The organism is Streptomyces sp. NPDC088725 (assembly GCF_044751305.1).
GTDB lineage: Bacteria > Actinomycetota > Actinomycetes > Streptomycetales > Streptomycetaceae > Streptomyces.
Window position 1 is genome coordinate 21,103 of the sequence record NZ_JBIVLO010000012.1, and the last position, 23,719, is coordinate 44,821.

The window sequence follows — 23,719 nt, forward strand, 5'->3', positions numbered from 1 at the left end:
TCACCGCAGGCCGACCGTGGTCCGCCGGAACAGGAGGTATGCCTCGCAGCCCAGGCAGTAGCCGAAAACCGCGTTGAGGAACGCCGCTGCCAGCGCACATCCTGTCGCCGTGAGAGCCAGCCACTGCGGCCCCCAGAAGTAGCCCACCAGGCCCAGCAGCGCGAACCCGAGTCCCACGGCCTGCGCGAACCGCGGCGGCGTGGGCGACTCGAACTCCACGGGCGGTCCCAGCCGTGGACATATCACCCTGCGGAACAGCCGGCCGTACGGCGAACGGCCGGTGCCCGCGAATGCCCCCAGTGCGAAGCACAGTGCCTGCCAGGCCAGCAGGGTGCCGCTGCCCGTGAGCAGGACGGCGGCCAGTACGACGCTGGTGAGGGCCGCTCCGAAACGCGGTCCCCTGATGTCGATGTCCATGACGCCAGCATCTCTTCCCCGTGCGGCGGCGGGGAGCAGGAATATTTTGCAGTCGTGTGAACGCTGCACACGGCTGTGACGACAACCGGACTGATGGTGTGCGCGGCGGTGCTCGCGGCGGCGAGTCTCTTCGGGCTGTCGCACCGTCGCCGCGACGGGAGGCTGAAAGTGCGTGGGCAAGAGGACGAGAGGCGGCTCGGTGCCGCCGAGTTGGGGACGGAGCTGGGCGAGCGTGCCACGCTCGTGCAATTCTCCAGCGCGTTCTGCCAGCCCTGCCGGGCGACCAGGCGGACCCTCGCCGAGGTGGCGGGCATGGTCGAAGGCGTCTCGCACGTGGAGCTGGACGCCGAAGAACGTCTCGACCTCGTACGGGAGTTGAACATTCTCAAGACACCCACGGTCCTCGTGCTCGACTCCGCGGGCCGGGTCGTCCGCAGAGCGGCGGGCGCGCCCCGCAAGGTGGATGTGATCGCCGCGCTGGGCGAGGCGGTGTGAGGTGCGCCCTTGACCGCGGCCGACACGGCTCGTCACGCTGAACGGATGCTCACAGAACTCCTTCCCGACGGCCCGGACCAGGCGAATCCGGCCCGTGACGCGAGCGCGCGCTGTCCGGGTTCCTAGGACTCCCGTTCGGATCATGCGGGGCTCGCGTGCCCCGGCCCCGCATCTCGCGGCGACCCCGGCCGCTCCTCCCGGCAATGTTTCCCGCGTCACGGCACTGCCAGCCACGCGCCCGTTCGTACTTCTCGCGGAAGGATTCCCCCCACATGACGGCGACGCCCGGCCTCGGCACCCCCCGGCTTGCCTCTCCCCACCTCCTCCGTTCGGTCTTCCGGCAGCACGCCGCCGGCGTCGCGGTCATCACGGCCCAGGGTGAGAACCCGGTCGGCTTCACGGCCACTTCTCTCAACTCGGTCGCCGCGGAGCCCCCGTTGATCTCCTTCGGCGTCGGTACGTCGTCCTCCAGCTGGCCCGTGATCGCCGAGACCGGCCACGTCGGCGTGCACATACTCGGCGAGCACCAGGCGGAGCTGGCCGCCACGTTCGCGCGCAGCGGCGCCGACCGGTTCGCGCCGCCCACCGCCTGGCGCGCGGGACCCGAGGGCGTGCCCGTGCTCGACGGCGTACTCGCCTGGCTGGTCTGCCGGATCGTGGCCCGAGTGCCGGCCGCCGACCACCGCATCGTCGTGGCGCAGGTCGTCGCGGGCGACGATCTCGGTCACGAAGGCCCGGGAGGCCACGAAGGCCCCGGAGGCACCGGCCGACCCCTCCTCTACCACCAGGGACGCTTCAACGCGCTGCGCGACTGAGAGATCCCCGTCCGCCGCTTTTTTCCGGCGTTGGTAACGTCACAGTTATAAGCGCTTGCTCAGGGGTAAGCGCTTGGTTGTACTGGTGAGTAATATTTACTCCGGTGCACCGGTCTCCCGACCGGAAACCGCCCCACAAGGCGCCTATGCTGCCAGCTACAAGGCAGCCCGGAAAAGACGATGCAGTAGGAGAGCCGGCGTGAGCTTGAGGATCGTTGTCTGTGTGAAGTACGTGCCCGACGCCACTGGTGACCGGCACTTCGCCGAGGACTTGACCGTCGACAGGGACGACGTCGACGGTCTGCTCTCGGAACTCGACGAGTACGCGGTGGAGCAGGCGCTCCAGATCTCCGAAGAGGCCGACGACGCGGAGATCACCGTGCTCACCGTCGGGCCCGAGGACGCCAAGGACGCGCTGCGCAAGGCGCTGTCCATGGGCGCCGACAAGGCCGTCCACGTCGAGGACGACGCGCTGCACGGCACCGATGTCCTCGGTACGTCGCTGGTGCTCGCCAAGGCCATCGAGAAGACCGGCTACGACCTGGTCGTCTGCGGTATGGCCTCCACCGACGGCACCATGGGTGTCCTGCCCGCACTCCTGGCCGAGCGCCTGGGCGTGCCGCAGGTGACGCTGGTGTCCGAGGTCTCCGTCGAGGACGGGACCGTGAAGGGCCGCCGCGACGGCGACGCCGCGAGCGAGCAGCTGGAGGCTTCCCTGCCGGCCGTCGTCTCGGTGACGGACCAGTCCGGCGAGGCGCGTTACCCCTCCTTCAAGGGCATCATGGCCGCCAAGAAGAAGCCGGTGGAGGCCCTGGACCTGGCAGACCTGGAGATCGACGCGGACGAGGTCGGCCTCGCGGGCTCCTGGACGGCGGTGGACTCCGCGACGCAGCGCCCGGCCCGTACGGCCGGCACGATCGTCAAGGACGAGGGCGAGGGCGGCAAGCAGCTCGCGGAGTTCCTGGCGGGCCAGAAGTTCATCTGAGCTTCGGTCACCCCCTCAACCGCCCCAGACACCTCGCATTCGCAGGAGAGCACCCATGGCTGAAGTTCTCGTCTATGTCGACCACGTGGACGGCGCCGTCCGCAAGCCCACCCTGGAGCTGCTGACGCTGGCCCGCCGCGTCGGCGACCCCGTCGCCGTCGCGCTCGGCGCGGGCGCGGAGGCCACCGCCGCCACGCTCGCCGAACACGGCGCGGTGAAGGTCCTCACCGCCGACGCCCCCGAGTTCGCCGACTACCTCGTCGTGCCGAAGGTCGACGCGCTCCAGGCCGCGTACGACGCCGTCTCGCCCGCCGCCGTGCTGCTGCCCTCCTCGGCGGAGGCCAAGGAGATCGCGGCCCGGCTCGCCGTGCGCATCGGCTCCGGCATCATCACCGACGCCACCGACCTGGAGGCCGGTGACGAGGGCCCGGTCGCCACGCAGGCGGTCTTCGCCGCCGCGTTCACCACCAAGTCGCGCGTCTCCAAGGGCACTCCGGTCATCACCGTCAAGCCCAACTCCGCCCCGGTGGAGCCCGCCCCCGCCGCCGGCACCGTCGAGGCGCTGGCCGTGACCTTCGGCGCAACGGCCACCGGCACGAAGATCGTCTCGCGCACCCCGCGCGAGTCCAGCGGCCGCCCCGAGCTGACCGAGGCCGCGATCGTGGTCTCCGGCGGACGCGGCGTCAACGGCGCCGAGAACTTCGCCGTCATCGAAGCGCTGGCCGACTCGCTCGGCGCGGCCGTCGGCGCCTCGCGCGCGGCCGTCGACGCCGGCTGGTACCCGCACTCCAACCAGGTCGGCCAGACCGGCAAGTCGGTCTCCCCGCAGCTGTACATCGCCTCCGGGATCTCCGGCGCGATCCAGCACCGCGCCGGTATGCAGACCTCGAAGACCATCGTGGCCGTCAACAAGGACGCCGAGGCCCCGATCTTCGACCTGGTGGACTACGGCGTGGTCGGCGACCTCTTCGCCGTTGTCCCGCAGCTGACCGAAGAGGTCAACACCCGCAAGGGCTGAGCTGCTTGAACCACGCCCGGCGCGGGGCCGCGCGGTGATCCCACCGCGTGGCCCCGCGCCGCTGGTCTCGTTCACGCGGTCAGGTCCGCCCGGCGGACATCAGGACATGGAAGGTGGGGGACATGGGCCGGCAGGAGAAGGTCGCCACAAGCTTCGCGGACACGGTCGCGGAGTCCATCGGAGCCCGGCTCGCGCCGGTCGACGCGGAACTCGCCCGACGCTATCCGGGCGATCCCGGCACCCGGCAGCCCGTCCACACCGTCTACGTTCCCGGAGACGCCTTCGCCGCCGGCACCATCCGCTCGTGGGGCGACCAGGCGCTCGCGGCCCTCGACGAACACGCCCCGGACGCCGCCTCGCTGGGCCGGGTCCTCGGGCTCTCCGGCGCGCTCGCGGAATCCGTCCACGACCGGGTACGGGCCAAGCTGGCGCGCGAACCCGTCGAAGACCTGCGGATCGACTTCGAGGACGGCTACGGACCGCGCCCGGACGCCGAGGAGGACGAGGCCGCCGCCCGTGCTGCCCGGCTCGTCCACACCGCCTGCGGAGACGGCACGGCGGCGCCGTACATGGGCATCCGGATGAAGTGCCTGGAAGCGTCGGTGCGCGACCGCGCCATCCGCACCCTCGACGTCTTCCTCAGCGGCCTGATGGACGCGGGCGGCCTGCCGGAAGGCCTCGTCCTGACCCTGCCCAAGGTCACCTACCCCGAACAGGTCGCCGCGATGGCGCGGCTCCTGGAGGAGTTCGAAGGGGCGCGCGGCCTCCGGCCGGGACGGATCGGCTTCGAGATCCAGATCGAGACCAGCCAGGCCATCCTGGCCGCCGACGGCACCGCCACCGTCGCCCGCATGATCGACGCGGCCGGCGGACGGGCCACCGGGCTGCATTACGGCACCTTCGACTACAGCGCGTGCGTCGGTGTCAGCGCCGCACACCAGTCGAGCGACCATCCGGCCGCCGACCACGCGAAGGCGGTCATGCAGGTCGCCGCCGCGGGTACGGGCGTCCGGATCAGCGACGGCTCGACCAACGTCCTGCCCGTCGGTCCGACCGCGCGGGTCCACGAGGCGTGGAAGCTGCACTACGGCCTCACCCGGCGGGCGCTGGCCCGCGCGTACTACCAGGGCTGGGACATGCACCCGGGGCATCTCCCCACCCGGTACGCGGCCGTCTTCGCCTTCTACCGCGAGGGCATGGAGGAGGCGGCCGCCCGGCTGGCCGCGTACGTGGCGAAGGCGGGCGGCGACATCATGGACGAGCCGGCCACCGCCAGGGCGCTCAGCGGGCATCTGCTGCGCGGGCTCGACTGCGGCGCGCTCGACGACGACGAGGTCGCCGGGCTGACCGGACTGACCCGCGCCGAACTGGAGGGCCTGGCGATCCCGCGCCGCGCGGGTCTCACCGTGGCCGGCCAGTGACCGCCTCCCGCCCGTGAAGGCGCCGTTCGCGCCGGGGAAGGGGCTTCACGCCGTCAGGGCCGGGTGTCCCGCGTCATTCCCAGGCGGGCGGGCGGATCTCGCCGGAGCCGCGCGGAATGAGCCGCGTCGGCAGTACCACCCGGGACGGCGCGTCCGCGGCTCCGTCGAGCCGGCTGAACAGCCGCTCTGCGGCGGTACGGCCCAGCGTGGTGGCGTCCTGTGCGACAACCGTGAGACCGGGCTTCAGCAGGTCGGCGAGTTCGAGGTCGTCGAAGCCGATCAGGGCCACCGGGGGCTCGTGCGCCGCCAGCATCCGTACGACCGTGACCGTCACGCGGTTGTTGCCGGCGAAGATGGCGGTGACCGGATCGGGGGCGCCGAGCATGGCGACGACGGCTTCCTCCACGCGCTGCGCCTCGGTCGTCCCGAGGGAGACCCAGTCGTCGTGAATGTCCAGGCCGGCGTCCGCCATGGCGGTGCGGAAGCCGCGCAGCCGCTCGCTCGCGGTGTGGATCATGGGATGGTCGCCGATGAAGCCGATTCTGCGGTGGCCGTGCGCGATCAGATGCGCGGTGCCCGAGCGGGCGCCGCCGTAACTGTCCGACAGCACCGCGTCGGCGTTGATCCGGCCGGCCGGACGGTCCACGAAGACCGTCGCGACGCCCGCCGCGATCTCCGGCTCCAGATAGCGGTGGTCGTGCCCCGCCGGAATCACGATCAGGCCGTCCACCCGGCGCGCGCAGAGCGCGAGTACCAACTCCTGCTCGCGGCTGGGGTCTTCGGCGCTCGATCCGTTGATGAGCAGCGCTCCGTGGGCTCGCGCCACCTCTTCGACGGCGCGGGCGAGCGGACCGTAGAACGGGTCCGCGAGGTCTTCGAGGACGAGCCCGACACTGGCCGTGCTGCCCTTGCGCAGCACACGTGCGGAATCGTTGCGCCGAAAGCCGAGGGCGTCGATCGCCTCCTGCACCCGCCGCTCGGTGTCGGGAGTGACACCCGGCTCGCCGTTGACGACACGGGAGACCGTCTTGAGCCCCACACCCGCGCGCGCGGCGACGTCTTTCATCGTGGGCCGGTTGCCGTATCGGGGTTGGGAGCGGCGAGCGGTATCGGCCACAGTGCGATGTCCTGTCGTCGTGCGGATTGCTGTCTTTTCCCAGCCTGAAACTGTGGCGTTGAGCATAGGCCCTGGACAACGTTGTCAGCTAAATGGAGACTGTCCATGAACACGTATGTCCATTCCCCTTCCCGTGTACACACGGGAACGACTCGTCCTCCCGGGAGATCCGACACCGATGCATACCGACCCCGTCGCCGCACTCGATATCGGCGGCACCAAGATCGCCGGCGCGTTGGTGGACGGCGGCGGCAGGATTCTCGTCCGGGCGCAGCGTCCGACGCCCGCCCGTGAGGACGGCGAATCGGTGATGCGCGCCGTGGAGGAGGTCCTTGCCGAGGTGAGCGCCTCGCCGCTCTGGGAGCGGGTGCCGGCCATCGGCATCGGCAGCGCGGGACCCGTCGACGCCTCCGCCGGTACGGTCAGCCCGGTCAACGTGCCCGGCTGGCGCGGGTTTCCGCTGGTGGAGCGGGTAGGGCAGGTCACCGGCCTTCCGGTGACGCTCGTCGGCGACGGCGTCGCGATGACCGCGGCGGAGCACTGGCAGGGCGCGGCCCGCGGCTACGACAACGCGCTGTGCATGGTGGTCTCCACCGGCGTCGGCGGCGGGCTCGTTCTCGGCGGCAAACTTCATCCGGGGCCGTCGGGCAACGCCGGCCACATCGGCCACATCAGTGTCGATCTGGACGGGGACCTCTGCCCGTGCGGGGCCCGCGGCTGCGTGGAGCGGATCGCCAGCGGCCCGAACATCGCCCGCCGGGCGCTGGAGGACGGCTGGCAGCCGGGCCCCGACGGTGACGCCACCGCCGCGGCGGTGTCCGCCGCCGCCCGCGAGGGGCACCCCGTGGCGATCGCTTCCTTCGAGCGCGCCGCGCAGGCCCTGGCCGCCGGGATCGCCGCGACCGCCACCCTGGTGGAGATCGACATCGCGGTCATCGGCGGGGGAGTGGCCAACGCGGGCGAGGTGCTGTTCGCCCCGCTGCGCCGTGCCCTGCGGGACTACGCCACGCTCTCCTTCGTCCAGCAGCTCACCGTGGCCCCGGCGCTGACCGGCACGGACGCGGGTCTGGTGGGTGCGGCGGCTGCCGCGACGCTCGGCCGCCACGACGAGCCGGCGACCGCCGTCGGCTGAGCGGGACCACGGAGGGACGAGGCGCGGGCCTGCCGGGCCGGCGCCTTCTACGCGTCTGTCGCGCCCGCTCCTCACCAACGGGGACGACGTCAGCGACACAGCCTGGGCCGGTTTCGGGCAACCCCCGTAATCTCTTCACCAATTACCCGGAGTTCCGATCGGCGGCGCGGGACAATCCGCTGTGCCCGGAGGTTCTCTGACTGATCGCCGCGCCCTTCGGTATTTTTCGTCGTCCTCATCGACAGGGGCATGCGATTCAGCCGCTTCTACCGGTCGACGGTCTGTATAGGGTGGTTCTTTGGCCGCCCCTTGTGGGCTTCATCGACCAGTTGATCTTCTCCCGCGAGCAGGGTGCGCTCCGCGCGATCCTCGGCGGCATGGGAATTCCCACCGACCGGCTCGGCGATCCGGACCTCAATACCGAGTGGCGCTGCTGACCAGGGCGTGGAAGGCCTGGGGGCAGACCGGTCGGGCGCACGGCACCCGGACGGCACCCGGTTGTCAGTGCGTGGTCTGGCAGGCACGCCGCTCGCTTCCCTGGAACTTCACACACAGTTCGGTGTCACTGCCGGTGTCGCCGGTCGGCCATGTGTGGCTCAGCGCCTTGCCCACGCGGGTGGCCCGCGCCGTATCGACCAGGCGTCCGTCGCGGTACAGCGACACGGCGCGCGAGGTGAGGTCGCCCGGCGGATTCGTCCACAGGGCGGTGACCGCGTTCCTGTCGCCCCGGCCGTCCAGCCTGATACAGATCTGCGGTCCCGAGAAGTCGTGGGTGCACGCGCTGCTGTCCGCGGCCGCGGGCGCGGCGGACAGCGCGAGGGCGATCCCCGCGAGCGCGAGCGAGAGGGCCGGCGCGGCCCGAGGCGGCCTCACGGGGCCGGTTCCGCGGCCTGCTGTGGTACGACCACCAGGAAGAGGTCCGCGTCGAGATCCATCACGACCTCGGCGGGCGTTCCCTCCTTCCGCCGGTCCCGCGCGAACTCCTCCGCGGGCCAACTGCCCCGCGGCCCACCCGCGGGAAACTTCTCCAGCACCGTCCGGCACATTGCGTACCCCCTTGTCACATCAGTGTTCAACGATGTGTGGTGGCCATCTGTTACGGCCCGGCACGGACATTGGTTCGTACCGATCGGGCCTTGAGTTCTGGCCAAGGGTTTCCAGGGCGGGGTGTTGCGGGCAGTCCACCTGGGGGCTCGGGCCTATGGAAGAGGGGGAACCGTGATCGTCTGGATCAACGGTGCGTTCGGTGCGGGCAAAACCAGTACCGCGCGCGAACTGGTCGACCTGATCCCGGACAGCACCGTGTACGACCCCGGCCTGATCGGCGGGGAACTGGCACGGCTGCTGCCGCAGAAACGGCTCGCCGAGGTGAGCGACTACCAGGACCTGCCGATCTGGCGGCGTCTGGTGGTGGACACGGCGGCGGCGCTGCTGGCCGAGGTGGGCGGCGTGCTCGTCGTCCCGATGACGCTGCTGCGCCAGGACTACCGCGACGAGATCTTCGGCGGGCTCGCCTCCCGCCGCATCCCGGTCCGGCATGTCCTCCTGACTGCGGATGAAACGATCCTGCGTAGCCGTATCGCCGCCCGTGACGACGCCGACGACGATCCGGGCACGGGCGAGCGCAACCGGCAGTGGGCGTACGAGCACATCGAGTCCTACCGCACGGCGCTCAGCTGGCTCACCGGCGATGCCCACACCGTCGACACCAGCGCGCTGACGGCGCGCCAGACCGCCGAGTCGGTCGCCGAGGCGGTACGCACCGGCGTGGCCGACGCCTGCGACATCGTGCAGACGCCCGAGCCGACGTCCGAGACGGTCGCCGCCGGGGTGCTGCTCTTCGACGAACAGGACAGAGTGCTGCTCGTCGACCCCACGTACAAACCCGGCTGGGAGTTCCCGGGCGGCGTCGTGGAGGCCGGAGAGCCGCCCGCGCGTGCCGGGATACGTGAGGTCGCCGAGGAGATAGGCATTCAGCTCACCGGCGTGCCACGGCTTCTCGTCATCGACTGGGAACAGCCGGTGCCCCCCGGATACGGCGGCCTGCGCCTTCTCTTCGACGGCGGCCTGCTGTCCGCCGAACTGGCCGCGGAACTGCTCCTGCCGGGAACCGAACTGCGTGGCTGGCGCTTTGTCGAGGAGGCGGAGGCGGCCGAACTGCTGCCGCCGGTGCGCTACGAGCGGCTGCGCTGGGCGCTGCGTGCCAGGGAGAGCGGAACGGTACTCAACATGGAGAACGGCGTTCCGCTCGTCTGACGCGCCCGCTCAGCCGGTTCGGTGTGTCAGGAGGCCGGCTCGGTGTGCCGGGCCCGTTCGGTGTGCCGGGCCCGGCACACCGAACGGCCTCCGTAGGGAAGGTGGCTGTCCGCGATCCCGCGCTTCGCCGGCGTCGCGGACAGCTTTTGTCAGGTGAGAGATCAACTCTGCTTCGAGCGAGCGTAGTTGATCAGGAAGTGGGCTTCGGCCACGGAGAGCCGGGCCAGTTCGTCGGGCGAGACACTCTCGTTCACCGCGTGGATCTGCGCCTCGGGCTCGCTCAGCCCGATGAGCAGGATCTCCGCCTGCGGATAGAGGGCCGCCAGCGTGTTGCAGAGCGGGATCGAGCCTCCCTGTCCGGCTGTCTGCATCTCCTGGCCGGGGTACGCCACACTCATCGCCTCGGCCATCGCCGTGTACGCGGGGCTCGACGTGTCGGCGCGGAACGGCTGGCCCTGGCCGATCTGTTCGACCGCGACCCGAGCCCCCCACGGCGTGTGCTTCTCGACGTGTTCGGTCAGCAGCCGGGTCGCCTCACCGGCGTCCTGGCCCGGTGCCACCCGCAGGCTGACCAGGGCCCGCGCGCTCGCCTGGACGGACGGGGTGGCGCCCACCACCGAGGGGGCGTCGATGCCCAGCACGGTGATCGCGGGGCGGGCCCAGATCCGGTCGGCGACCGAACCCCCGCCGATCAGGCCGACGCCGTCGAGCACCTTGGCGTCCTTGCGGAAGTCGGCCTCCGTGTAATCGATGCCGTCCCACGTGGCGTCCGCGGCCAGACCGTCCACGGTGGTGGAGCCGTCCTCCGCGCGCAGTGAGTCGAGGACCCTGATGAGGGCCGCGAGCGCGTCGGGGGCCGCGCCGCCGAACTGCCCCGAGTGCAGGTTGCCTTGGAGCGTATCGATCTGGACACGGAGCAGTGTCATTCCGCGCAGTGTGGCCGTGACGGTCGGCAGGCCGAGACGGAAGTTTCCGGCGTCCCCGATGACGACGGAGTCGGCCGCCAGCAGCTCGGGACGGGCCTCGGCGTACCGCTCGAGGCCGCCCGTCCCCTGTTCTTCGGAACCCTCGGCGATCACCTTGACGGTGACCGGCACACCGCCGTTCGCCTTGAGGGCGCGCAGCGCGAGCAGGTGCATCAGGAACCCGCCCTTGCAGTCGGCGGCGCCGCGTCCGTACCAGCGTCCCTCACGGTCCGTCAGCTCGAACGGCGGCGACAGCCAGGCGGCCTCGTCCAGCGGCGGCTGCACGTCGTAGTGGGCGTACAGCAGCACCGTCGGCGCGCCCTCGGGGCCCGGCAGCAGGCCGTAGACGGACTGCGTGCCGTCGGGGGTGTCGAGGACGGCGACGTCCTGGAACCCTTCCGTGCGCAGCGCGTCGGCGACCCACGCGGCCGCGGCCTCGCACTCGCTCTTCGGGAACTGCGCTGGATCCGCAACCGAACGGAAGGCCACCAGCTCCGCCAGCTCCGCCCGGGCACGGGGCATCAGGGAAGTGACGGTCTCTGCGATCGGATTCGCGGTCATGGGCACGCTCCTTGCGGGTAGGACGTTAAGCGGGCAGGGCGGGTTGTGGACGTAACACGAAGGTGGTGTTGATCCTCCCACAACGGGTTGACGCGGCCCGCGCCGTAGGATGCCGTTCGACAGCACGGGTCACCGGTCGAATCAGGAGCAGAAGCACATCGTGAGCAGCGAGAACGCAGACGCCGGAAGCGAGCACGACGAGCCGGTGTGGGATGTCGTCGTGGTCGGAGCAGGGCCGGCGGGAGCGTCCGCGGCATATGCCGCGGCGGTCGCGGGCCGTCAGGTGCTGCTGCTGGAGAAGGCGGAGTTGCCCCGCTACAAGACCTGCGGCGGGGGCATTATCGGGCCCTCGCGGGACTCGTTGCCCCCGGGCTTCGAGCTTCCGCTCAAGGACCGGGTGCACGCGGTGACGTTCTCACTGAACGGGAAACTCGCCCGCACCCGCCGCTCGAAGCGCATGATATTCGGACTCATCAACCGCCCGGAGTTCGACGCGAGTCTGGTCGAGCACGCGGAGAAGGCCGGAGCCTCGGTCCGTACCGGAGTGACGGTCTCCCGGGTCGAGCAGCACGGTCCCGCCGTCCCCGACCGCCGCACGGTCGCCGTCGTGCTCTCGGACGGCGAGACGATCCTCGCGCGGGCCGTGGTCGGAGCCGACGGGAGCGCGAGCCGGATAGGCGCACATGTCGGTGTGAAACTCGACCAGGTGGATCTGGGCCTGGAGGCCGAGATCCCCGTACCGGCGACGGTGGCCGAGGACTGGGCGGGGCGGGTGCTCATCGACTGGGGCCCGCTGCCCGGGAGTTACGGCTGGGTCTTCCCCAAGGGCGACACCCTGACGGTCGGGGTGATCTCGGCGCGCGGCGAGGGCGCGGCGACCAAGCGCTATCTGGAGGACTTCGTCGCCAGGCTCGGCCTCGCCGGGTTCGAACCCTCCGTCTCCTCCGGGCACCTGACCCGGTGCCGCAGCGACGACTCACCGCTGTCGCGCGGCCGGGTGCTGGTGTGCGGGGACGCGGCGGGCCTGCTGGAGCCGTGGACCAGGGAAGGGATCTCCTTCGCCCTGCGGTCCGGACGGCTGGCGGGGGAGTGGGCGGTCCGGATCTCGGAGTCGCACGACGCCGTGGACGCCCGCCGTCAGGCGCTGAACTACGCGTTCGCCATCAAGGCGGGGCTCGGCGTGGAGATGGCGGTGGGCCGCAGGATGCTTGGTGTCTTCGAGCGCCGTCCCGGCCTGCTGCACGCGGCGATCACCGGTCTGCGTCCGGCGTGGAACGCGTTCGCGGACATCGCCCGCGGTTCGACCACACTGGCCGGTCTCGTACGGACACACCCGCTGGCCAGGCGGGCGCTCGATGTACTCGACCGCAAGCAGGCGGCCGCCGCGGCGGCGGGCGCGCAGGAGGACGGCGCCGCGGAGCCGGGCGAGGCGGCGGCCGGCCCGGCGGGCAGCGGGTCCCGGAAGGCCGGCGCCGCGGAATGAGCGGGAGAACGGCGAAGGAGTGACGGAGCGGGGCGTCCGGACGCGGTGAGGCGACCGGACGGGTGACGCGCGGGGCGCTGCCGTGACCGTGGATCCGTGGCCGGGATCCGGTCACGGTCGCGTCGACGTCACGGCCAGCGTCGACCACGATCACGCCGACGTCGTGATCACGAAGACGGGGTGGTCGGGGGCCGCCGCGGCGATCTCCTCGTCGGAGGACTTCGCGGTGACGCCCTGGAAGTACTGGTTGACCTCCCAGCCCCAGTTCTCCAGGTAGGTGCGCAGGACGGGGAGCTTCTCGCTGTCGGGGAGCTGCCGGGCGGTGAAGGTCTTCACCTTGCGGCCGACCCGCAGTTCACCGCCGCCCGCGCTCTCCATGTTGCGCACCCACTGCGAGTGGCCGCGGGCGGAGACCAGGTACTGGCTGCCCTGGTAGGTGTGCGGGTTGACGGGGATGCGCTGCATCCGGCCGCTCTTGCGGCCGCGTACGGAGAGTTCGGCGGTCCCCAGCATGCTGACGCCGTGCCGGGCGAGCCAGCCGATGACGTTGTTCATCCGGGCGGCGACCGGACCGGCCTTGAGGTAGTACGGCTTCGACATGGCCGAGCCTTCCTGAGTGTGTCCCGTGAGAGAGCACTGCTCTCGCTTGAGATCAGTGTGCACTGAATTAGTGATCCATGGCAAGAGCAGTGCTCTCTATTCGGATCGCCGATCCGTGCGTGGCACACTGATCCGCATGACGACCATCCGTGGAGCCAGGGACCGGGCCCGTATCGAAGTCACGGCGGCGATCAAGGACGAGGCCCGCAGACAGCTCGCCGCCGAAGGCGCGGCCAAGCTTTCGCTCCGCGCCGTCGCCCGTGAGCTGGGCATGGTCTCATCCGCCCTCTACCGCTACTTCCCCAGCCGGGATGATCTGCTGACCGAGCTGATCGTCGACGCCTACGACGCGGTCGGCGCCGCCGGGGAACGGGCCCTCGCCGCCGCCGACCCCGCCGACCACCTCGCCCGCTGGACCGCCATCTGTACCGGCGTACGGAGCTGGGCGCTCGCCCGCCCGCACGAATACGCGCTGATCTACGGCTCGCCCGTGCCCGGCTACTCGGCGCCCCGCCGGACGGTCGGCCCCGCCTCCCGCGTCGGCGTCGCGCTGATCTCCGTCGCACGCGACGCCTTCGACGCCGGGGGGATCGCCCTGCCGCCGCTCTCCGAGGACTTGCGTCCGGAGGCCGAGCGGTTGGGGGCGGAGTTCGCTCCCGGCCTTCCGCCCGAGGTGGTGGCCGCCCTGGTCGCGGCCTGGGCCCAGCTCTTCGGCCTTGTCTCCTTCGAGCTTTTCGGCCAGTTCAACTCCATGGTGGAGGAACGGGAAAAGCTGTTCGTCCACGCGGCCGGGCGTCTGGGCCGCGAAGTCGGTCTGCTGCCGGGCCGGTAGACGCGCGTGCAGCGGACCGGGCCGGCGGCCGGGGCTGGTGGGAGAGGCGATGGGCTAAGCGATGGACCGGGCCTCCGTGCGTCGGGTTCGGCCTTCCGCCCCCGCGCTTCCCCCGTACCAGTGGCGGCAGTGCGGTACCCGGCCCGGTCTACGCGCCGGGATGCGTACGGTGGCGGGACGGGCCCGGTCGTACGGGCCCTGACCGCTGCCGGGGAAAGCGCCACAGCACACGTACCACGCGCGCGACGAAGGCCAGCCCGGCGAGAATGCCGGCCGCGCGGAACACACCGTGTTCCGCCGCACGCGGCAGCTCCAGGAACAGAGCCGGAGCCGCCGACAGCAGGAACGCGGCCGCCGCGACAAAGACGGCGGTCAGAACGGCGAAGCCGATCTCGACCGTGATGGCGTCCCGCTCGGCGGTGCTCCGTATCCCCATGGGGCGATTTTCTCCGCATACGTGCCTTGCGGCAAGGGAGAGTTGGACAACCGCTGTCAGCGGTCAGGCTTCACGCGGGTGCGCGGGGCGCCCGCCGCCGCGCAGCAGCCGTACGAAGGCACCGAGCGCGGCCGACTGGATCAGCACCGAGAGCACGAGTCCGATGTAGAGGTACGCCGACGACCCGGCGATCGCGTCGCCCAGCAGCCCGCCACCGGCGAAGAAGAGGAAGACCGTCGGCGCGGCGAGGAAGAACAGCCACACCCCCGCGAACGAGGCGTCCTCGTGGTGCACGAAGAGCGTGTCCACGGCGACGAGCACCGCCGCCGCGACCACCAGACCAAGGTAGATCTGTGAGGCGCGGTTCCCGAAAGTCAGCCGTGCGAGTGCGGTCAGCCGTGCAGTGATCATGACGTTCTCTCTTCCCGTGACGTCCCTCCAGCGTGGGGCAGTCCGGACGGATGCGCCTGAGTACGCCTACTCAAACGCCTCGGCCGTCTCCGTCACCGGTCGCACCACCGTGCTCCGTGGCGCGTACCCGTCGTACGGGGCCGCAACCGCCGGTGGCGTCCGTGCGGCGCTCCCCCCGTGCTCGCCGGCGGTTCGCGTGAAGCGGCGCGAACCGGGCGCCGGGGCGGTGGGCCGCATTCCGCGCATGGCACCTGCGGCTCCCGCGGACCATGGGAGACTCGCCCCCATGAACGGCAAGGCGACCACTACCCGGACGAAGCTGGAGCGAGGCCGCAGCGCGCTCGGGCCGGCCCTGGAACTGGTGCACACCGGCCGCGCGCCCACCCGAGCCGTGCTCACAGCGGAACTGGGCGTCACCCGCGCCACGGCGGGAGCCGTCGCCGCGGAACTCGAAGCGCTGGGCCTCATCCGGGTCGACTCGCGCCCCGGCGCGGCCGCGGGCTCCCAGGGACGGCCCTCGCACCGCCTGGCCGTCGACCACAGCGGCCCCGTCGTGCTAGCCGCGCAGATCCACGTCGACGGCTACCGCGCCGCGCTCGTCGGCCTCGGCGGCCAGATCGTCGCCACCGCCCCCGGGCGCCGTACGGTCACGGCCGACCCCGCGCAGGTACTCGGCGATGTGGTCGAGGCCGGTGCGGAACTGCTGCGCGGGAGCGGGCGGCGCTGTGTGGGCGCCGGGCTCGCCGTTCCCTCGGCGGTCGCGGAACCGGAAGGCACCGCGCTCAACCCGCTGCACGTCGCCTGGCCGGCCGGCTCCAGGGTGCGGCAGATCTTCGCCGGGAAGGTACGCGCGGCGGGCATCGAAGGCCCCGTGTTCACGGCCAACGACGTCAACCTCGCCGCGCTCGCCGAACACCGGCACGGCGCGGGCCGCGGCGCCCAGCATCTGCTCTGTGTGGCCACGGGCCACCGCGGGGTGGGCGGCGCGCTCGTACTCGACGGCCGCCTGCACACCGGCAGTTCGGGCCTCGCGCTCGAAGTCGGTCACCTCACGGTCAACCCGCAGGGCCGGCCCTGCTACTGCGGCAGCAAAGGCTGCCTCGACGTCGAAGCCGACCCGCTCGCGTTCCTCACCGCCGCCGGACGTGTCCCCGGTCCCGCGGTGTCCCTGCTCCAGCAGTCCCGCGACCTGCTGCGTACGGAGTACGCCGACCGCGCGGTACGCGGGGCGGCGGAAGCACTGATCGACCGTCTGGGCCTCGGCCTCGCCGGGCTCGTCAACATCCTCAACCCCGACCGCATCATCCTCGGCGGACTCCACCGCGAACTGCTCGACGCGGACCCGGACCGCCTGCGCGCCGTCGTCGCCGACCGCAGCCTGTGGGGGCGCAGCGGCGGCGTACCCATTCTGGCCTGCACACTCGACCACAACAGCCTGGTGGGCGCGGCCGAGATGGCATGGCAGCCGGTACTCGACGACCCGCTCGGAGCGCTCACCCGCTGACGCGCCGACCCGCTGACACGGGTCAGCCCTGGGGCTCGTTCCTCACGCTCGTCCTGAACACGAGCGAGTGGAGGGGCCGGCGCCGGGGTGGTGCCCCCGTCCCGTCAGCCGACCACAGCCGACCGTGCGGGGGTCTGTCCGTCCTCGCAGGGGACGAGGCTGATCTCCGGTCCCGCGAAGGGGCCGTCGACCGTCGCGCCGTACCCCGCGTGGGCCGACAGGGTGATCGTGCCGTACGGGGCCGGCAGGGTGAACCAGATGCTCTTTCCCGCGGCGTCGTACCGGGGCCGTACGCCCCAGCTCTCGCTCACGGCCGCGATCAGGGCGAGGCCGCGGCCCCCTGTGTCGAGGGGGCCGGCCTGCGTGACCGTGGGAATCCGGGGGTCGTGGTCGCTGACCGAGACGGTGAGGCGGTCGAGCAGCAATTCGATGTCGACCGTGCACCGCTTGTCCGGTTGCGCGTGCTGGTGAACGTTGGTCAGCAGCTCGGTGACTCCGAGCGCCGCTTGGTCGATCAAAGGGTCGAGATGCCAGTAGCGCAATTGCGCGGAGATGATTCTGCGTACCTGGCCGATCCGCGACGGCAGGGCATGGAGCTCCACCGTGCAGTGCCTGCTTGGCTGACTGATCACGGCTGCGACTCCCCGAATGAGGTCCGGAAGAAGACGAGAGGATCGGATCCAGCGGTCGGCGTTGTTCCACCGGCCGCTGTTCGTGCCCGGCGGGGCTGGATCCCAGCGTCACCGCCGTTTCACCCTGAGTGATGTGATCAGAGTGAACCCGCGACTCCGGCTCCGCAACTCGCGGGACTCAGCTCTGCGGGGCGCCCGCCCTTCGTACCGCGTCCAGCAGGCGCCCGGCAAGCGCCGTGGCGTCGGGCCTGGAACCGTCGGAGGTGTGCCCGCCCGGCCGGTGACCGCGCTGACCCATGGTCAGCCGGTAGCGCGTCCCGTTCAGGGTCGCCACCATGCTGCCCCGGCCCGAGAACCAGGACCTGTCCGCCCGTACGGCTCGCACCGGCGCGCTGTCGATCACCCGGCCGTAACTGGTCAGCAGCGCCAGCCTGCCGTCCTGGATGAGGACCTGGCCCGCTTTGGTGAGCGAACGGGGCCAGCGCTCTATCCGGACCCCGCGCGCGTTGAACTCCGGCTCTGACATCCGGTCAGCCCCCTCCGTGCCGTTCTCTGATGGCAGTCTGCCCAAGTATCCGCGCATACGCCAGACCGCCTCTGCCGCGTGCCCCCAAAGGCGCCGTCATGGAGACCCAAAGGCAACGTTTGCGCAGGTGGTGGGGATACCGTTGCATGTGGGGTCCGGTGTCGACAGTGACAAGGAACGGCGCGTATGACACAGCGAGAGAGCACCGGGACGAGCGAGGCGGCGCCGCCCGGGGGCGGGGCCGCGGCCACGCTCGACGTGGACCGCAGCGATCCCGGATACCGGTCCTGGCTCAAGGAAGCCGTACGGAAAGTGCAGGCGGACGCCAACCGTTCGGCGGACACCCATCTGCTGCGCTTCCCGCTGCCCGAACAGTGGGGCATCGACCTGTACCTGAAGGACGAGTCGACCCACCCGACCGGCAGCCTCAAACACCGGCTCGCCCGTTCACTCTTCCTCTACGGCCTGTGCAACGGCTGGATCCGCCCCGGAAAGCCGGTCATCGAGGCGTCCAGCGGCTCGACCGCCGTCTCCGAGGCGTACTTCGCGAAGCTCATCGGCGTGCCCTTCATCGCCGTCATGCCTCGCACCACCAGCCCGGAGAAGTGCCGGCTGATCGAATTCCACGGCGGACAGTGCCACTTCGTGGACGACTCACGCAGGCTCTACGAGGAGTCCGCGGCCCTGGCCGCCAGGACCGGCGGCCACTACATGGACCAGTTCACCTACGCGGAGCGCGCCACCGACTGGCGCGGCAACAACAACATCGCCGAATCGATGTACCAGCAGCTGAAGCTGGAGCGCTATCCGGAGCCGGCGTGGATCGTCGCCACGGCCGGTACCGGCGGCACGTCGGCGACGATCGCGCGGTACGTCCACTACATGCAGTACGACACCCGGATCTGTGTCCCCGACCCGGAGAACTCCTGTTTCTTCGAGGGCTGGACCCGGGGCGACTCCCTGGCGAGCAGCGACCTCGGTTCGCGGATCGAGGGCATCGGCAGACCCCGGATGGAACCGAGCTTCGTGCCCGGCGTCATCGACCGCATGATGAAGGTGCCCGACGGCGCGAGCGTCGCCGCCGTGCGCGCCCTGGAGCGGGTCGTCGGACGCAAGGCCGGCGGCTCGACGGGCACCGGTCTGTGGAGCGCGCTGAAGATCGTCGGGGAGATGGTCGGGGAGGGGCGTACGGGGAGTGTGGTCACGCTGCTGTGCGATCCGGGCGACCGCTATCTCGACAAGTACTACTCGGACACCTGGCTCGCCGCGCAGGGCCTGGACATCGCGCCGTACGCGCGCACGCTGGAGCGCTTCCTGACCGACGGCGTCTGGCCCGACTGACCGGGGCCGCGGGAGATGGGCCGCAGGCTTGCGCGGCTTCGAGGCTATCGGGTGAGTCTGCGGTCCAGATCGCGCATCGCAGTACGGAAAGCCCGGTCGAGCACCGGCCGGGCCGGACGCAGAAAGGCGCGGTACGCCGCCGTGCCGTCCGTCGCGAACGTCCACCGTACGCGGGTGCCGCCTGCGGTCGGTTCGAGCCGCCACTCCTCCGCCAGGGCGCGCATGCCAGGGACGTTGGTCCGGTCGGCGCGGTACGCGTAGCGCGCGCCGGGCTCGGCGGCCAGCACCGTCTCCCAGAACAGGAACCCGCCCCTGAGGCGGATATGCCGCCCGTCGGGCGTGAGTACCGCCGTGGCCAGCGCCGTGAACCACTCCGGCCAGGCTTCCGTCTCGTCGGCGAGCGCGCGGTACACGGCCGCGGGCGGTGCGGCCATCCCCGCGGCGAACACCAGGCGCACGGCGGCGGATTCGACGAAGGCCAGTTCTACGGGACGGATTTGACGGCTCATGGAACATCACACCCCTGGGAGTCAGGCGTTTGATCCGGTCGGCACACTGTAGGGCCGCGCCGGCCGGATGTCCTTCCCGCCGACCGGTCCGGGTCCGGGTCAGGTCCGGCGACCGGTCAGCCGCGCAGCAGCCGGTCGACCGCCCGGCCGAACACCGCGTGCCCCGTGCCCGCGATCGCCGGTCCCAGCAGTGGGTCGAACCGTGCCGGCAGCCGGCCGATCCGCAAGTCCTCCGTCCAGCGCGCCCGCGACCTGCCGTCCTCCTCCTCGCGGACACCGATCTCGGCCCACCCCAGCAGCACTCGCCCGCGCTTCTCCAGCCGGCAGTGGCCAGGACGGCCCGGCGCGGGCGGATCCCAGACGACGACCTCCATGGGATCGTCGAACCCCGCGCGTCCCAGCGCGGTGCGGGCGACGAAGAGTGTGCCGACGCCGGTGGGCCCCGGTGTCAGGACCGAGATGGTCGTCAGCGGCACCTGGTCCGCGTGCGCGGGCCAGTCGGTGAGTCGCCGCCAGGTCACATCGGCGGGGAGCAGCACGGTGCGATCGATACGGAAAGCGGTCACGCGGAGATCCTCCAGGTCCTGTCCGGCCGGGTCGCATTGTCCGGAGTTATAAGCCGACGATGCGGATGATTTCATCAGTGTTCAAATTATTTTAAATCCTCTCCAGTCGGACGTGATCAAGACATTATGGAGCGAATTTCGGTCGTGGCGGCGAAGTGAATCGCCCCGTGGAGCGGTTGGTCTGGATCGTCGTGCGTGAGGCGCGAGACAAGACGGCGTGATGGCTCCTGCGGGGGTGATCGAGAGGCTTGTTCGGTGCGATGGCGCCCACGGTGGTCGTGAAATGAGCTACCCGTTCGACATTCGAATTAAGGAGAAATCGTGATTTCGAAAACGAAGAAGGCCGCGCGTTCATTCGCCGTGGCCTTCGCCGCAGCCGCCACGCTCACCATGGTCGTGCCTTCCGGCAACGCTTTCGCCATCGACCACGTCGCTTGCCGCGGCGGAGAGAACTTCCTGAAGATCTGGTCGCACAGTGGCGGGACGCAGAGCGTGGACTGCTACGCGAATGGCGGGAAGACCTCCTTCGGCGGGTGGTGGGTCGACAAGATTTCCACGGGGAACAACGACTTGATCTACTACGACGCCAACGGTGATTCGGTAAAAATCGAACGGTGGCATGAAATCTCCTTCCCGAACCGTCCGCCGAAGGTCAACGCCATCGAAATCCTGTGACGCGTTAACGGTCCGCTTGCCCGGGATGGCCATTTCCGCTGACTGATCATCCCGGGATACCGACGCTCCTCAGGGGGCGTCCGCAACCGGCTCACCGCTGCCGACCACGCCTTTCCTGGCGGGGTCGGCAGCTTGCGTCGGTGGTTCGTTCAGCGGAGTACACAGGCCTCGTCCGCGGGCAGTGGAGCTTGACGCTGCTTGTTTCGGGCCCGGTTGGGGGCGCGCGCCCCGCCTCGGTCTTCGCTGTGGTCGCGTCCTCGGCCATGCCCAGATCACCAGGTCGCGTCGCACCGCGAGGTCCGGCGAAGCCGCACCGCGCGGTCCAGCGCGTCCCGCCTGGAGTGCCTCGCGCCCGGAGCGTTCCGCGCCCGAGCACCGTCGACGCTCTCCGTCGTCACTGTGAAGCCGAGGCCCCGTCGTTCCCGCAGGGGCAAGGACTACGAGCGTGACGCGCCGCCTCAGCCCCGTCTCGCCCCGTGCCACGTCGTAGATCCGGACACCGCCGGACGGCTCGTCCGGACTGATCCACGCGACCCAAAAAAATCCGGCGGCGGTGTCGAGAACCCGTGGCCGGCTCCGTCCCCGCTATGAAAGCGACCACAATGGGTCGCATCAGCACCGAGGAGTACCACCATGGCCAAGTACTTGCTGCTCAAGCACTACCGCGGCGCCCCGGCCGCGGTCAACGACATCCCCATGGACCAGTGGACGCCCGACGAGATCTCGGCCCACATGCAGTACATGAACGACTTCGCGGCCCGGCTCCAGGAGAGCGGCGAGTTCGTCGACAGCCGGGCGCTCGCCCCCGACGGGATGTGGGTCCGGTTCGACGGTGAGGGGCGCCCGCCGGTCACCGACGGCCCGTTCGCCGAGACCAAGGACCTCATCGCCGGCTGGATGGCGATCGACGTCGACAGCGAGGAGCGCGCCATCGAGCTGGCCGGCGAGCTGTCGGCAGCCCCCGGAGCGGGTGGGAAGCCGATCCACGAGTGGCTTGAGGTGCGCCCGTTCCTGACCGCGCCGCCCACCATCACGGAGTGAACCCCGAGTGAACGAGGACCTGCTCCGGAGCCTCACACCGAGCGTGCTCGGGGTCCTCGTCCGCCGCGGAGCCGACTTCGCGGCGGCCGAGGACGCGGTGCAGGACGCGCTGGTCGAGGCGGTCCGCGTCTGGCCGACCGAGGTGCCGAGGGATCCCAAGGGCTGGCTGATCACCGTGGCCTGGCGCCGATTCCTCGACGCGACCCGGGCGGACACCGCCCGCCGCCGCCGTGAGGACCGTGTGGACGAGGAACCGGCGCCCGGGCCCGCCCCAGCGATGGACGACACACTCCAGCTCTACTTCCTGTGCGCCCACCCATCGCTGACACCGTCGTCCGCCGTCGCACTCACGCTGCGCGCCGTCGGCGGGCTGACCACCCGCCAGATCGCGCAGGCCTACCTGGTGCCCGAGGCGACCATGGCGCAGCGCATCAGCCGGGCCAAGCGCACCGTCTCCGGCGTGCGGTTCGACTGTCCCGGTGACGTCGCCACCGTGCTGCGCGTCCTCTACCTGGTCTTCAACGAGGGCTACTCCGGGGACGTCGACCTCGCGGCCGAGGCCATCCGGCTCACCCGGCAGCTCGCCGCCGCGATCGATCATCCCGAGGTGGCGGGGCTGCTCGCCCTCATGCTGCTCCACCACGCCCGGCGCTCCGCCAGGACCGCGCCCGACGGCAGCCTGGTGCCGCTCAACGAGCAGGACCGCGGCCGGTGGGACACGCGGGCGATCACCGAGGGGGTTGACCTCCTGCGGGCGGCGCTCGCCCGCGACCGACTGGGCGAGTTCCAGGCCCAGGCAGCCATCGCGGCGCTCCACGCCGACGCGCCGACGGCCGAGGAGACCGACTGGACGCAGATCGTGGAGTGGTACGACGAACTCGCGCGCCTGACCGACAGCCCGATCGTACGGCTCAACCGCGCGGTGGCCGTGGGCGAGGCCGACGGACCACGCGCCGGCCTGGCGGCACTCGCGGCGCTGGACGACTCCCCGGACGATGCCTCCCCAAGCGCCTCGCGCAGGAGATACCCGCTGCCCCGCCACACCGCTGTGGCGGCGTACCTCCACGAGCGCGACGGCGACCTGGCGACGGCGGCACGGCTGTACGCCGAGGCGGCCCACCAGGCACCCAACCTCGCCGAGCGCGACCACCTGACACGCCAGGCCGCCCGGCTCAACATCAACCGGACTCGCTGACTGGTCACGCGCCGGGTTTTCCCGCGACACTCGAAAGCGGCCATGCGGCGATCGCCTCCACCTCGGCAGGCGGGTCGAGACCAACCGATCGACATGTCGCCGGTGGGGGCTCTGCGGTGACGAACGCCGCCCCTTTCGACCTCTCCGCCGAGCAGCCGGATCTCGTGCCGTCATCCTTCAGCGCCTGAAGGGCTCGTGCCGCGCCACCAACAAGCACGCTCGCGTTCATCGCTCGGGGAGCCGTGAGAGCGCCGTGCGAAGCCGTGCGAAGCCGGCCGAGGAAGCTGAAGAACAGGCGCCCCACACCTTCCTCAGGTACGCGCATCCGCAGCGCCACCATCCTGCCCGCAATCCCCCGAAGGAGTGACACGACCTGATCGAACGAGTTTGAAACCGGCTCGCCGCAACCCGCATGCCCAATCGACTTCATCAGAACTCATGTTCACAAATACCTTGCGATCGGGCCGTGACGGGAGCGGGTCCGGGGCGTTTTTTAGAGCACCAGTGCCACTTCACTCAGATGGAGACGCCATGCATCCCGCTCCCACATCTACGCACCAGCCTCCAGGAATCGAACGGAACCTCAGCGCGATCACGCATCGCGTTGACGGCGCCGACGGCTCGACACAGCCCGATGAGGGGTGGGCGGCATGAGTGACAAGCCCACCGATGTATCAGCCGACCATGTCCCGGGACCGCGCACCGCCCCACCGGCGCATCCGTCCTCGACGAAGCCCGCCGGACCGATGAACCGACCGGGCGTCCTCCTTGAAGCCGAAGCCGAAG

General features: G+C 70.8%; 28 protein-coding genes. 15 read left to right on the plus strand and 13 right to left on the minus strand.

Annotated features, from left to right (window positions below; genetic code table 11):
* Nucleotides 1-417, minus strand: a complete 417-nt coding sequence (locus ACIP6N_RS25825; RefSeq protein ID WP_401819316.1) for a DUF4395 domain-containing protein — start codon at nt 415-417, stop codon at nt 1-3.
* Nucleotides 418-510: 93 nt separating this feature from the next.
* On the opposite strand from ACIP6N_RS25825, the gene ACIP6N_RS25830 reads away from it, so the two are divergent.
* The 5 genes from ACIP6N_RS25830 to ACIP6N_RS25850 all read left to right on the plus strand — a co-directional run bounded on the left by ACIP6N_RS25830 (nt 511) and on the right by ACIP6N_RS25850 (nt 5,151).
* Nucleotides 511-912, plus strand: a complete 402-nt coding sequence (locus ACIP6N_RS25830) for a thioredoxin family protein (protein ID WP_401819579.1) — start codon at nt 511-513, stop codon at nt 910-912.
* 272 nt (nt 913-1,184) lie between these two features.
* Nucleotides 1,185-1,727: a flavin reductase family protein gene (locus ACIP6N_RS25835; RefSeq protein ID WP_401819317.1), complete on the plus strand. Its 543-nt coding sequence runs from the start codon at nt 1,185-1,187 to the stop codon at nt 1,725-1,727.
* A 199-nt stretch (nt 1,728-1,926) separates the two neighbouring features.
* Complete coding sequence (locus tag ACIP6N_RS25840) at nt 1,927-2,712, plus strand: electron transfer flavoprotein subunit beta/FixA family protein (protein ID WP_401819319.1); 786 nt, start codon at nt 1,927-1,929, stop codon at nt 2,710-2,712.
* A gap of 55 nt (nt 2,713-2,767) precedes the next feature.
* Entirely contained in the window at nt 2,768-3,730 is a 963-nt protein-coding gene (locus ACIP6N_RS25845) for an electron transfer flavoprotein subunit alpha/FixB family protein (protein WP_401819321.1), read from the plus strand.
* Nucleotides 3,731-3,852: 122 nt separating this feature from the next.
* Nucleotides 3,853-5,151: a DUF6986 family protein gene (locus tag ACIP6N_RS25850; RefSeq protein WP_401819323.1), complete on the plus strand. Its 1,299-nt coding sequence runs from the start codon at nt 3,853-3,855 to the stop codon at nt 5,149-5,151.
* A 73-nt stretch (nt 5,152-5,224) separates the two neighbouring features.
* Here the strand turns inward: ACIP6N_RS25850 and ACIP6N_RS25855 are convergent, their stop codons facing one another.
* Nucleotides 5,225-6,268 carry a LacI family DNA-binding transcriptional regulator gene (locus tag ACIP6N_RS25855; RefSeq protein ID WP_401819324.1) on the minus strand — a complete coding sequence of 348 codons (1,044 nt, stop codon included), beginning with the start codon at nt 6,266-6,268 and terminating at the stop codon, nt 5,225-5,227.
* 178 nt (nt 6,269-6,446) lie between these two features.
* Here ACIP6N_RS25855 and ACIP6N_RS25860 point away from each other — a divergent pair, with 178 nt between their 5' ends.
* Nucleotides 6,447-7,400 (plus strand): ROK family protein, encoded by a 954-nt coding sequence (locus tag ACIP6N_RS25860; RefSeq protein WP_401819326.1) that lies wholly within the window; start codon nt 6,447-6,449, stop codon nt 7,398-7,400.
* 290 nt (nt 7,401-7,690) lie between these two features.
* The gene (locus ACIP6N_RS25865; protein WP_401819328.1) at nt 7,691-7,837 is read left to right on the plus strand and encodes a hypothetical protein; all 147 of its coding nucleotides are present in this window, start codon (nt 7,691-7,693) and stop codon (nt 7,835-7,837) included.
* A 64-nt stretch (nt 7,838-7,901) separates the two neighbouring features.
* Here ACIP6N_RS25865 and ACIP6N_RS25870 read toward each other — a convergent pair whose 3' ends face one another.
* Together ACIP6N_RS25870 and ACIP6N_RS25875 are read right to left on the minus strand one after the other, a co-directional pair.
* On the minus strand, nt 7,902-8,273 hold the full coding sequence (locus tag ACIP6N_RS25870; RefSeq protein WP_401819331.1) for a hypothetical protein: 372 nt from the start codon (nt 8,271-8,273) through the stop codon (nt 7,902-7,904).
* Nucleotides 8,270-8,434, minus strand: a complete 165-nt coding sequence (locus ACIP6N_RS25875) for a hypothetical protein (protein ID WP_401819586.1) — start codon at nt 8,432-8,434, stop codon at nt 8,270-8,272. The genes ACIP6N_RS25870 and ACIP6N_RS25875 overlap by 4 nt, the downstream gene beginning before the upstream one ends.
* Before the next feature lie 184 nt (nt 8,435-8,618).
* Here ACIP6N_RS25875 and ACIP6N_RS25880 point away from each other — a divergent pair, with 184 nt between their 5' ends.
* Nucleotides 8,619-9,656, plus strand: a complete 1,038-nt coding sequence (locus ACIP6N_RS25880; protein ID WP_401819334.1) for an NUDIX domain-containing protein — start codon at nt 8,619-8,621, stop codon at nt 9,654-9,656.
* Between the two features lie 161 nt (nt 9,657-9,817).
* On the opposite strand, the gene ACIP6N_RS25885 is transcribed toward ACIP6N_RS25880, so the two are convergent.
* Nucleotides 9,818-11,182: a dipeptidase gene (locus ACIP6N_RS25885; RefSeq protein ID WP_401819335.1), complete on the minus strand. Its 1,365-nt coding sequence runs from the start codon at nt 11,180-11,182 to the stop codon at nt 9,818-9,820.
* A gap of 160 nt (nt 11,183-11,342) precedes the next feature.
* Here ACIP6N_RS25885 and ACIP6N_RS25890 point away from each other — a divergent pair, with 160 nt between their 5' ends.
* On the plus strand, nt 11,343-12,665 hold the full coding sequence (locus ACIP6N_RS25890) for a geranylgeranyl reductase family protein (RefSeq protein WP_401819338.1): 1,323 nt from the start codon (nt 11,343-11,345) through the stop codon (nt 12,663-12,665).
* A 150-nt stretch (nt 12,666-12,815) separates the two neighbouring features.
* Here the strand turns inward: ACIP6N_RS25890 and ACIP6N_RS25895 are convergent, their stop codons facing one another.
* Nucleotides 12,816-13,265 carry a nitroreductase/quinone reductase family protein gene (locus tag ACIP6N_RS25895; protein WP_401819340.1) on the minus strand — a complete coding sequence of 150 codons (450 nt, stop codon included), beginning with the start codon at nt 13,263-13,265 and terminating at the stop codon, nt 12,816-12,818.
* Nucleotides 13,266-13,401: 136 nt separating this feature from the next.
* Between ACIP6N_RS25895 and ACIP6N_RS25900 the strand changes: the two genes are divergently transcribed.
* A complete protein-coding gene (locus ACIP6N_RS25900; protein ID WP_401819342.1) occupies nt 13,402-14,097 on the plus strand; it encodes a TetR/AcrR family transcriptional regulator in 696 nt (231 codons plus the stop codon).
* A 148-nt stretch (nt 14,098-14,245) separates the two neighbouring features.
* Here ACIP6N_RS25900 and ACIP6N_RS25905 read toward each other — a convergent pair whose 3' ends face one another.
* Both ACIP6N_RS25905 and ACIP6N_RS25910 read right to left on the minus strand, forming a co-directional pair.
* Entirely contained in the window at nt 14,246-14,533 is a 288-nt protein-coding gene (locus tag ACIP6N_RS25905) for a DUF6332 family protein (RefSeq protein ID WP_401819343.1), read from the minus strand.
* A 63-nt stretch (nt 14,534-14,596) separates the two neighbouring features.
* Nucleotides 14,597-14,944 (minus strand): SCO4225 family membrane protein, encoded by a 348-nt coding sequence (locus tag ACIP6N_RS25910; protein WP_401819346.1) that lies wholly within the window; start codon nt 14,942-14,944, stop codon nt 14,597-14,599.
* Nucleotides 14,945-15,230: 286 nt separating this feature from the next.
* Between ACIP6N_RS25910 and ACIP6N_RS25915 the strand changes: the two genes are divergently transcribed.
* Complete coding sequence (locus ACIP6N_RS25915) at nt 15,231-16,448, plus strand: ROK family protein (protein WP_401819347.1); 1,218 nt, start codon at nt 15,231-15,233, stop codon at nt 16,446-16,448.
* Between the two features lie 104 nt (nt 16,449-16,552).
* On the opposite strand, the gene ACIP6N_RS25920 is transcribed toward ACIP6N_RS25915, so the two are convergent.
* On the minus strand, nt 16,553-17,080 hold the full coding sequence (locus ACIP6N_RS25920; RefSeq protein ID WP_401819349.1) for an ATP-binding protein: 528 nt from the start codon (nt 17,078-17,080) through the stop codon (nt 16,553-16,555).
* Between the two features lie 178 nt (nt 17,081-17,258).
* Entirely contained in the window at nt 17,259-17,606 is a 348-nt protein-coding gene (locus ACIP6N_RS25925) for a hypothetical protein (protein WP_401819350.1), read from the minus strand.
* Nucleotides 17,607-17,792: 186 nt separating this feature from the next.
* On the opposite strand from ACIP6N_RS25925, the gene ACIP6N_RS25930 reads away from it, so the two are divergent.
* Nucleotides 17,793-18,947 (plus strand): PLP-dependent cysteine synthase family protein, encoded by a 1,155-nt coding sequence (locus ACIP6N_RS25930; RefSeq protein ID WP_401819352.1) that lies wholly within the window; start codon nt 17,793-17,795, stop codon nt 18,945-18,947.
* 44 nt (nt 18,948-18,991) lie between these two features.
* Here the strand turns inward: ACIP6N_RS25930 and ACIP6N_RS25935 are convergent, their stop codons facing one another.
* Nucleotides 18,992-19,456, minus strand: a complete 465-nt coding sequence (locus tag ACIP6N_RS25935; RefSeq protein ID WP_401819355.1) for an SRPBCC family protein — start codon at nt 19,454-19,456, stop codon at nt 18,992-18,994.
* A gap of 116 nt (nt 19,457-19,572) precedes the next feature.
* Entirely contained in the window at nt 19,573-20,022 is a 450-nt protein-coding gene (locus ACIP6N_RS25940) for an SRPBCC family protein (protein ID WP_401819357.1), read from the minus strand.
* 321 nt (nt 20,023-20,343) lie between these two features.
* Here ACIP6N_RS25940 and ACIP6N_RS25945 point away from each other — a divergent pair, with 321 nt between their 5' ends.
* The 3 genes from ACIP6N_RS25945 (at nt 20,344) to ACIP6N_RS25955 (ending at nt 22,933) form a co-directional block, all read left to right on the plus strand.
* Nucleotides 20,344-20,697 carry a beta/gamma crystallin domain-containing protein gene (locus ACIP6N_RS25945; protein ID WP_401819358.1) on the plus strand — a complete coding sequence of 118 codons (354 nt, stop codon included), beginning with the start codon at nt 20,344-20,346 and terminating at the stop codon, nt 20,695-20,697.
* A 633-nt stretch (nt 20,698-21,330) separates the two neighbouring features.
* Nucleotides 21,331-21,738 (plus strand): YciI family protein, encoded by a 408-nt coding sequence (locus ACIP6N_RS25950; RefSeq protein ID WP_401819359.1) that lies wholly within the window; start codon nt 21,331-21,333, stop codon nt 21,736-21,738.
* A gap of 7 nt (nt 21,739-21,745) precedes the next feature.
* On the plus strand, nt 21,746-22,933 hold the full coding sequence (locus ACIP6N_RS25955; RefSeq protein WP_401819361.1) for an RNA polymerase sigma factor: 1,188 nt from the start codon (nt 21,746-21,748) through the stop codon (nt 22,931-22,933).
* A gap of 4 nt (nt 22,934-22,937) precedes the next feature.
* Here ACIP6N_RS25955 and ACIP6N_RS25960 read toward each other — a convergent pair whose 3' ends face one another.
* The gene (locus tag ACIP6N_RS25960; RefSeq protein ID WP_401819362.1) at nt 22,938-23,363 is read right to left on the minus strand and encodes a hypothetical protein; all 426 of its coding nucleotides are present in this window, start codon (nt 23,361-23,363) and stop codon (nt 22,938-22,940) included.
* Nucleotides 23,364-23,719 lie beyond the last annotated feature (356 nt).